At 72.1% G+C, this 8,589-nt stretch carries 7 protein-coding genes and 1 pseudogene; 3 read left to right on the plus strand and 5 right to left on the minus strand.

Annotation, left to right across the window (positions count from 1 at the left end; translation table 11 throughout):
- Nucleotides 1-23: 23 nt before the first annotated feature.
- From BZL64_RS13625 to BZL64_RS13645, 5 genes are all read right to left on the minus strand, one after another.
- Entirely contained in the window at nt 24-644 is a 621-nt protein-coding gene (locus tag BZL64_RS13625; RefSeq protein WP_086769446.1) for a GTP-binding protein, read from the minus strand.
- A complete protein-coding gene (locus tag BZL64_RS13630) occupies nt 625-1,020 on the minus strand; it encodes a DUF742 domain-containing protein (RefSeq protein WP_086769447.1) in 396 nt (131 codons plus the stop codon). The genes BZL64_RS13625 and BZL64_RS13630 overlap by 20 nt, the downstream gene beginning before the upstream one ends.
- The gene (locus tag BZL64_RS13635; protein ID WP_086769448.1) at nt 1,017-1,424 is read right to left on the minus strand and encodes a roadblock/LC7 domain-containing protein; all 408 of its coding nucleotides are present in this window, start codon (nt 1,422-1,424) and stop codon (nt 1,017-1,019) included. Before BZL64_RS13635 ends, BZL64_RS13630 begins: the two co-directional genes overlap by 4 nt.
- Nucleotides 1,421-2,995 carry an ATP-binding protein gene (locus tag BZL64_RS13640; protein WP_086769449.1) on the minus strand — a complete coding sequence of 525 codons (1,575 nt, stop codon included), beginning with the start codon at nt 2,993-2,995 and terminating at the stop codon, nt 1,421-1,423. The genes BZL64_RS13635 and BZL64_RS13640 overlap by 4 nt, the downstream gene beginning before the upstream one ends.
- A 368-nt stretch (nt 2,996-3,363) precedes the next feature.
- Complete coding sequence (locus tag BZL64_RS13645; protein WP_086769450.1) at nt 3,364-3,990, minus strand: TetR/AcrR family transcriptional regulator; 627 nt, start codon at nt 3,988-3,990, stop codon at nt 3,364-3,366.
- 396 nt (nt 3,991-4,386) lie between these two features.
- Here BZL64_RS13645 and BZL64_RS13650 point away from each other — a divergent pair, with 396 nt between their 5' ends.
- From BZL64_RS13650 to BZL64_RS13660, 3 genes and pseudogenes are all read left to right on the plus strand, one after another.
- Nucleotides 4,387-5,211 (plus strand): urea amidolyase associated protein UAAP1, encoded by an 825-nt coding sequence (locus BZL64_RS13650; RefSeq protein ID WP_086769451.1) that lies wholly within the window; start codon nt 4,387-4,389, stop codon nt 5,209-5,211.
- Entirely contained in the window at nt 5,208-5,879 is a 672-nt protein-coding gene (locus BZL64_RS13655; protein WP_244205327.1) for an urea amidolyase associated protein UAAP2, read from the plus strand. The genes BZL64_RS13650 and BZL64_RS13655 overlap by 4 nt, the downstream gene beginning before the upstream one ends.
- A pseudogene (locus BZL64_RS13660) lies at nt 5,876-8,589 on the plus strand (5-oxoprolinase/urea amidolyase family protein); the annotation flags it as partial. The gene BZL64_RS13655 and the pseudogene BZL64_RS13660, both read left to right, overlap by 4 nt.

Raw genomic sequence — 8,589 nt, forward strand, 5'->3', positions numbered from 1 at the left:
GGGGGTGGGGGGCCGGGCGGGTTTCAGGTGAGGTTGCCGGCCAGCGCGAGGTCGTGGAGGAAGCGCGTCAGCGTCATCAGCACGTCGCGGCTGGAGGCCCGGCGGCGCACGTCGCACTCCACGATCGGGATCTCGGGCGGCAGGTCGAGGGCGCCCCGCAGGTCGTCGATCGGGTAACGGGGGCCGTCGGGGAAGGTGTTGACGGCGACGACGAAGGGCACACCACGCTCCTCCAGCCTGCCCACGGCCTCGAAACTCACCTCCAGGCGGCGGGTGTCCACCAGCACGACCGCGCCGAGGGCACCCTCGAACAGGCCGTTCCACAGGAACCAGAACCGTTCCTGGCCCGGTGTGCCGAAGAGGTAGAGCACGACCTGGTCCGTGATCCGGATGCGGCCGAAGTCCATCGCCACGGTGGTGGCGGTCTTGGTGTCGGAGCCGTAGTTGTCGTCGACGCCGATACCCGCCTGCGTCATGGTCTCCTCGGTGGTCAGCGGCTTGATCTCGCTGACCGACCCGACCATGGTCGTCTTGCCGACACCGAAGCCGCCCACGATGACGATCTTGGCCGCCGCCGTCGTGGTGTGCGGCAGATGGTCCTCGGCCCGTGGGCCGGGGACGGTGTCAGAGCCGTTGAAGTCCATTCATCACCGCTTCGAGGAGGGAACGGTCGGGAAGGTGCTGCCGGACGATCGGGGCGCGCGCCTGGACGAGTTCGGCCGCCAGCATCTCGGTGAGCAGCACCGTCACCACGCTGAACGGCAGGCTGAGGTAGGCCGACACCTCGGCCACCGCCAGCGGAGCCCGGCACATCCGCAGCACCGCCAACTGCTCCGGGGTGGCGGAGGAGGGCGGTTCGGCGCGCGCCACGATTAACGTGACGAGGTCGAGGGGGGCACGCTCGCCGTCCGGACCGGTGATGATGTACAGCCGCTCGGGGTTCTTGCCCTCGCCCTCCTTGGGCGGCTGCGGGGTCGGTTCCGGGTCGGGTTCGCGCCGCCGGCGTTGGGGAGGAGTCATACGCTCTGCCCGTTGCGCCGGGGCGGACTGGTCAGGTGGGCGCCGATCCGGACCACGAGGTCGCGCATCATCCCGCTCATCCGGCCGGCCTCGCAGCGCACGTCGGCGAGGACCGCGAGGTAGGCGTTGGCGCCGGCAGACATCATGTAGAAGTAGCCGCCGTTCAGCTCGATCATGACCAGGTTCATCTCGCCGTCGCTGGAGTGGATCTCCTGGGCGACGGCGTTGGCGAGGCTCTGGAGGCCGGCGCAGGCGGCGGCGACCCGGTCGGCGGCGTCGGGGTCACCGGCGTAGCGGGCGATGCGCAGTCCGTCGGCCGAGAGCACGACGATCATCTCGATGCCCGGAACGCCGTCGTAGAGCTCCTTGAGCAGCCAGTCGAAGTTTTGGCGCTGCTGGATCACGTGAGGTCCCCTTCGTCGTCGGCCTCGGGCGTGGCCTTTTCCTTGAGCAGGTGCAGGTATGCGGTGGGGTTGCGGGTGAAGTCCGTCGGGTGGTGGCCGGGAGGAGCCTCCTTCTTCAGGCCCTCCCAGAAGGCCTCGAAGGCCACGCCGGGCTCCTGCCGCTTCTGGTCGGGATCGGGCTGCGGCTTCGGCATCGCGAACGGGTCCGGCTCACCGGCGAGTTCGGCGGCCTGGGCTGCGTACGCCTCGCGGTAGCGCTGGCTGATCGGGATCGTCGTCTTGCTGCGGCGCTGCGGCAGGCCCTTGTCGGTCCACTCGGTGACCTCGGGCACCTCGTCGTCCAGGGAGACACCCGCCGGGATCCTCGGGTTGGTGGGGCGGCGCTTCTTCGGGGGCCGCTTCGGGCTCTCGACCTCGAGGTTGCCCAGGTCGATCTGCGGTACGGCGGTGGCGCCGATGCCGTGGGCGAAGCCGGGCGCCGGGTCGGAGGTGACCATCTCGCTCGGCGCGATCAGTACGGCGCGGACGCCGCCGTAGGCCGAGGCGCGCAGCGACACCTGCATCTTGAACGCGGTGCAGAGCCGGCCGACGACCGCGAGGCCGAGACGCGGGGTGCCGCCGGCTTCCTGGATGTCGACACCGGCCATGGCCTGTTCCAGCATGCGCTCGGCCTTGGCGCGGGCCTCCTCGCTGAGGCTGACGCCGGCGTCCTCGATCTCGATGGCGATGCCGGTCTGCACCTCGATCGCGTTGACGTGCACCTTGCTGGTGGGCGGCGAGTAGCGGGTGGAGTTGTCGAGGAGTTCGGCGAGCGCGTGGATCAGCGGTTCGACGGACAGGCCGCGGATGTTGACCTTGGCGATGGAGTCGAGCTGGATGCGGCGGTACTCCAGGATGCGGGACATGGCGCCGCGCAGCACGCTGTACAGCGGGACCGGCTGGGGCCAGTTGCGGCTGGGACGGCCGCCGCCGAGCACGCCGATGGAGTCGGCGAGGCGGCCGATCAGGGCGGTGCCGTGGTCGATGCGCAGGAGGTCGTCGAAGACCTCGGGGTTACGGCCGTGGTCCTCCTCCATCTCCCGGAGTTCCGCGGCCTGTTGGTGCACGATGGCCTGGACGCGCCGGGCGACGCTGACGAACGAGCGCTGGGCCGAGTCGCGCAGGGCCTCCTCGTGGTCGACGGTCTCCAGGATCCCCTTGACCACCTTCTTCTGACCCTCGTCGAGGTCGCGGTATTCGGCGTCCACGTCGGCGAAGTGGAGCATCACCTCGCGGGGCGAGTTCCCGGCGCGCAGCCAGGTCACCGCCTGGGGGACGATGTAGTCGGCGAGCCGGAGGTTCTGCTCCCCCTGGGCGGCGACCCGGCGCTCCAGGTAGGCGATCCGGCGTTCCTTCTCCGCGCGCAGTTCCTTGAGTTGGCGGCCGCGGCGGACCGACTCGGCCCCGGCGACGATGACCAGGAGCGTGGCGACGGCTCCGCAGGCGCCGACGGCGGCCCGGGCCGGCTCCGCCACCAGGGCGACGGCCGCACCGGTCGCCGCGGCCATCACTATCGCCGGCAGCAACACCATGCGCGCGTAGGCCAGTTCTCGCCGACCGGGTGGGGACTGAACACTCACCATGTGGGCACCCTCTGTAGGGGATCTGTCGGTATCTTCGGGATATTGGGGAACAAGCGCACGAATACGCCTCAACTCGGTGCGCCGCGGGCGAGCTTAGTCCGACCGGATCATCGCCGTGTCATATTCGGCAACCGCCTGAAACCACGACAGCACCTGGAGTAACCTCGGGCGTTTCACACGCTCGGAATTCGTTCGCACACGGTGCGTAATGGCGAACGGGCGTGCGAAAGCCTTCACCGAGACGGGTGGCTCGGGGCCCTGATCAGGGGCGATGGATCAGGGGCGACGGGTCAGTCGCGTCATTTGCTTCAGTCCCGTCAGGCGCCCACGATGCGCAGTGCCGCGTCGGCGGTGGCGCGGGCGAACTCCGAGACGGGGCGCTCGGGGTCGGAGCGGTGGACGAGGATGACGCCCTCGATGAGTCCGAAGACGAGGTCCGTCCGCAGATCCAGCTCGCTCTTGGCGAGCGTGCCACCGGCGGCGGTCGCGGCGAGCAACTGCCGGTAGCAGTCCTTCAGTTCCGCACGCACGGCATGGAATCCGGCGAACCGCTCGGTGCGCACCTCGGGCAGCAGATAGAGCCCGCCGAGGTTGTGCGAGCCGCCGCACAACAGCTCCACGTCGGTACGGCACAGCCCCCACAGCCGGTCCGCGGCCGGCCGCAGGTCGTCCGCGAGCAGGGCGCGGGCGTACGCCAGGGACGGGGTGACCGTGGACTCCAGCAGCGCGGCGAGGAGTTCCTCCTTGCCGGAGACGTAGTGGTACATGGAGGCCTGGCGCATGCCGGCCCGCTCGGCCACGGCCCGGGTGGTGGTGGCCGCGTAGCCGCGGGTGGTGAACAACTCCGCGGCGGCCGAGAGCAGTTCGGCGCGCGGTGCCAGCCCGCTGTCGGGCCGCTGCGCGGCACGCGGCCGGCCGACTCGGCGCCCACTGGTCGTCCCCATGCGTTCGATCCTCGCACACGGCACCGGACGGCGACCCGCCGAGAGACGGGACGGCGACCACGGCGAAGGTCCGACACAGTCGGCTCCGAGCGGGGCCCTGGCAGATCCGGGCCGGCGATCGGCAGATCCGGGCCGGCGATCGGCAGATCCGGGCCGGCGATCGGCAGATCCGGGCCGGCGATCGCCAATTGCCCGGCCTGACGGGATGCGCCGACAGCGCCCCCTGCACTGCGACCGGGGCGCCGCCCCCGGCGCTCCCTACGACACCCCCGTGAGGGGGCGGTAACAGCGCGGCAACCCGGCGGCAACCGGGGTGACCCGGCGCGCCCCTAATTTCTGTCGGGCGACAGAAATTAGGGCGAGCGAACTCACCCCAGCCCCCAGCCGGAGGACCCGATGGCCACAGCGACCCCGTACGGCGCCCGTGCCCATGCGCGCGCCCAGGAGGGCACGCGCACCGAGACCATGCCCGTCGTCCCGGCCGCGGACTGGCCGGCCCCGCCCTGCGAGGCGGGCCACCTGGTGTGGGCCGAGACGGTGGCGGGCGGCAACTACACGCACCGCGTGCTGGCCCGCGGCACCGAACTGCGCCTGACCGACGTACACGGCGACGCCTGCGCGCACCTGCTGCTGTACGCCGCCGACCGCCCCTGGGAGCGGCTGAACGCCGCCGACACGGTCAAGGTCCAGTGGAACGCCTACCTCGGCGAGGGCGTGCTGCTCCTCTCCGACCAGGGGCGGGTGCTGGCCTCGGTCGTCGCCGACACCTCGGGCCGGCACGACGCCCTGTGCGGCACCTCCACCCTGGTCCGCAACACCGCGCGGTACGGCGACGGCACTGCGCAGTCCCCCTCCCCGGCCGGCCGCGAGCTGTTCAAGCTGGCCGCCGCGAAGAACGGCCTCGAACCCCGCGACCTGCCGCCCTCGCTCTCCTTCTTCCAGGGCGTGGAAGTCCAGGGCGACGGCACCCTCGACTTCACCGGCTCGGCGGGCCCCGGCGGGGACATCACCCTGCGCGCCGAGCAGGACGTGACCGTGCTGATCGCCAACGCGGCGCACCCTGCCGACCCGCGCGCGGAGTACATCAGCACCCCGCTGGAGGTCCTCGCCTGGCGGGCGGCGCCCACCCGGCCCGGCGACCCGCTGTGGGAGGCCACTCCCGAGGGCCGCCGCGCCTTCCTGAACACCGCCGAATTCCTCACCGCGAGGGGGCTCGCATGAGCAGGACCGTCGTTCCCGCCCGCGCCGCCTGGTCGTCCGTCGTCCGGGCCGGCGAGACGCTCACCATCACCGACCTGCACGGCAACCAGGCCGTCGACTGCCTCGTGTACGACGCCCATGACACCTCCGTGCGCTACAGCGCCCCCGACACGATCCACGCCCAGGGCGGCATCTTCCTCACCACGGGCAGCGTGCTGCTGTCCAACGAGCACACCGCGCTGATGACGGTCGTCGCGGACGAGGTGGGCCGGCACGACACGGTCGGCGGGGCCTGCTCCAAGGAGTCCAACACCCTGCGCTACGGCCACCACACCTGGGCCCAGCACGCGTGCGTGGACAACTTCCTGGCCGAGGGCGCCCGGCACGGCCTCGGCAAACGGGACCTGGTGTCCAACATCAACTGGTACATGAACGTGCCCGTCGAGAAGGACGGCACCCTCGGCATCGTCGACGGCCTGTCCGCTCCTGGCCTGACGGTGACCCTGCGCGCCGAACGCGATGTGCTCGTCCTCGTCTCCAACTGCCCCCAGATCAACAACCCCTGCAACGGCTTCGAGCCGACGGCCGTGGAGATGACGATCAGCGGCACGACGACGATCACCGGCACGACGACGAGTACCGGTACGACGGACGCCGGCACGACGAGCACCGGAGGGGGTTCCGCATGAGCTTCGGCACCCTTCTGATCGCCAACCGTGGCGAAATCGCCGTCCGCGTCATCCGCACGGCCCGCGAACTGGGCCTGCGCACGGTCGCCGTGTACTCCGACCCCGACCGCACCGCCCCGCACGTCCGGCTCGCCGACGTGGCGGTACGGCTCGGCCCGGCGCCCGCGAAGGAGTCGTACCTCGACGGCGACCTGGTCCTGAAGGCGGCCAAGGACACCGGCGCGGGCGCGATCCATCCGGGCTACGGCTTCCTCTCGGAGGACGCGGCCTTCGCGCGCCGCTGCGCGGATGCCGGGATCGTGTTCGTGGGCCCGACCCCCGAGCAGCTGGAGCTGTTCGGCGCCAAGCACACCGCCCGAGCGGCGGCCGAGGCGGCGGGCGTGCCGCTGGCGCCGGGGACGGGCCTGCTGCCCTCCCTGGAGGAGGCGCTGTCGGCGGCGGCCGGCATCGGCTATCCCCTGATGCTCAAGGCGACCGGCGGTGGCGGCGGCATCGGCATGTCGGCATGTCGCTCCGCCGGCGAACTGACGGACGCCTGGGAACGCGTGCAGCGCGTGGCCGCCGCCTCCTTCTCCTCGGCCGGTGTCTTCCTGGAGCGTCTCGTCGAGGACGCCCGCCATGTCGAGGTGCAGGTCTTCGGCGACGGCGAGGGCAGGGTCGTCACCTTCGGCGACCGTGACTGCTCCCTGCAGCGCCGCAACCAGAAGGTGGTCGAGGAGGCGCCCGCACCGGGACTCCCCGACCGCGTCCGCCGACAACTGGCCGACAGTGCCCGCGAGTTGTGCGCCTCGGTCGGCTACCGCTCCGCCGGCACCGTCGAGTTCGTCTACGACGCCGCCCGCGAAGAGGCCTACTTCCTGGAGGTCAACACCCGCCTCCAGGTGGAGCATCCGGTCACCGAGGAGATCTACGGCGTCGATCTGGTCGCCTGGATGCTGCGCCTGGCCCGCGGTGAGCGGGACGTCGTCCAGGAGCCCGGCCGGCCGCGCGGTCACGCCGTCGAGGCCCGCCTCTACGCGGAGGACCCCAGCCGCGAACACCGGCCGGGCGCGGGCCTGTTGACGCGGGTCGAGTTCCCGGCCGGGGTGCGCGTGGACGGCTGGGTGGAGACCGGCACCGAGGTCGGCGCGGCCTACGACCCGCTGCTCGCCAAGGTGATCGCGTACGGCTCCGACCGGGCCCACGCGCTGGCCCGCCTCGACGAGGCGCTGGCCCGGACCCGGATCGACGGCATCGAGACCAACCTGGGTCTGGTCCGGGCGGCGCTGGCGGACCCGCGGTTCGTGGCGGCTGCCCACTCCACGGCCACCCTCGCCGAGGTGCGCGACCCGACCCCGCGGATCGAGGTCGTCTCCGGCGGCACCCTGACCACGGTGCAGGACTGGCCCGGCCGCACCGGTCACTGGCAGGTGGGCGTGCCGCCGTCCGGCCCGATGGACGACCGCTCCTTCCGCCTGGGCAACCGGGCACTCGGCAACCATGAGGGCGCCCCCGGCCTGGAGTGCACGCTCCGGGGACCGGCCCTGCGCTTCAGCCGTCCGACGGCCGTGTGCGTCACGGGCGCGCCCGCTGCGGTCACCGTCGACGGCACACCGGTCGCCCAGTGGGAGCCGGTGACCGTACCGGCGGGTGCCCTGCTGGAGGTCGGCGCGCCCGTCGAGCACGGTCTGCGGACCTACGTCCTCCTCGCCGGCGGCCTGGACGTGCCCGCCTTCCTGGGCAGCGCGAGCACCTTCACGCTGGGCCGGTTCGGCGGTCACGGCGGCCGGGCGCTGCGGACCGGCGACGTCCTGCACACCGCAACGGCCGTCACCGGCGCCCCCACGCCCGTCACCGACCGCCCCGCCCTCACCTCCGTCTGGGACATCCGTGCCGCCGAAGGCCCGCACGCGGCACCGGAGTTCTTCACCGAGGACGACATCCGCGACTTCTACGCCGCCGACTGGAAGGTCCACTTCAACTCGGCCCGCACCGGCGTCCGGCTGGTCGGCCCCAAGCCGCGCTGGGCGCGCACCGACGGCGGCGAGGCGGGACTGCACCCGTCCAACATCCACGACACGCCGTACTCCGTAGGCGCCGTCGACTACACGGGCGACATGCCGGTGCTGCTCGGCCCCGACGGGCCCTCGCTCGGCGGGTTCGTGTGTCCGGCGACGATCCTGAGCGGCGAACGCTGGAAGCTGGGCCAGCTCCGCCCCGGCGACACCGTGCGGTTCGTGCCGGCCGACGTGGACGGCCGTCCCCGGCCCGCGATCGTCNNAGATGACCGCCGCCCTGCCGCCGACGGACCAGCTGGTGGTGCCCTCCCGCACGGTCCATCTGCCGCTGTCCTGGGACGATCCGGCGACCCGTGAGGCGATCACCCGCTACATGGCGGGCGTGCGCGACGACGCCCCCTGGTGTCCGTGGAACATCGAGTTCATCCGCCGGGTCAACGGCCTCGACTCGGTGGCCGACGTCTACGACACGGTCTTCGCCGCGGAGTACCTGGTCCTCGGCCTCGGCGACGTCTACCTGGGCGCGCCGGTCGCCACCCCGCTCGATCCCCGCCACCGCCTGGTGACGACCAAGTACAACCCGGCCCGCACCTGGACGGCCGAGAACTCGGTCGGCATCGGCGGCGCCTACCTCTGCGTCTACGGCATGGAGGGACCCGGCGGCTACCAGTTCGTGGGCCGTACGACGCAGGTGTGGTCGCCCTGGCAGCAGC

It is taken from the genome of Streptomyces bobili, assembly GCF_002154575.1.
Taxonomy (GTDB): domain Bacteria; phylum Actinomycetota; class Actinomycetes; order Streptomycetales; family Streptomycetaceae; genus Streptomyces; species Streptomyces bobili.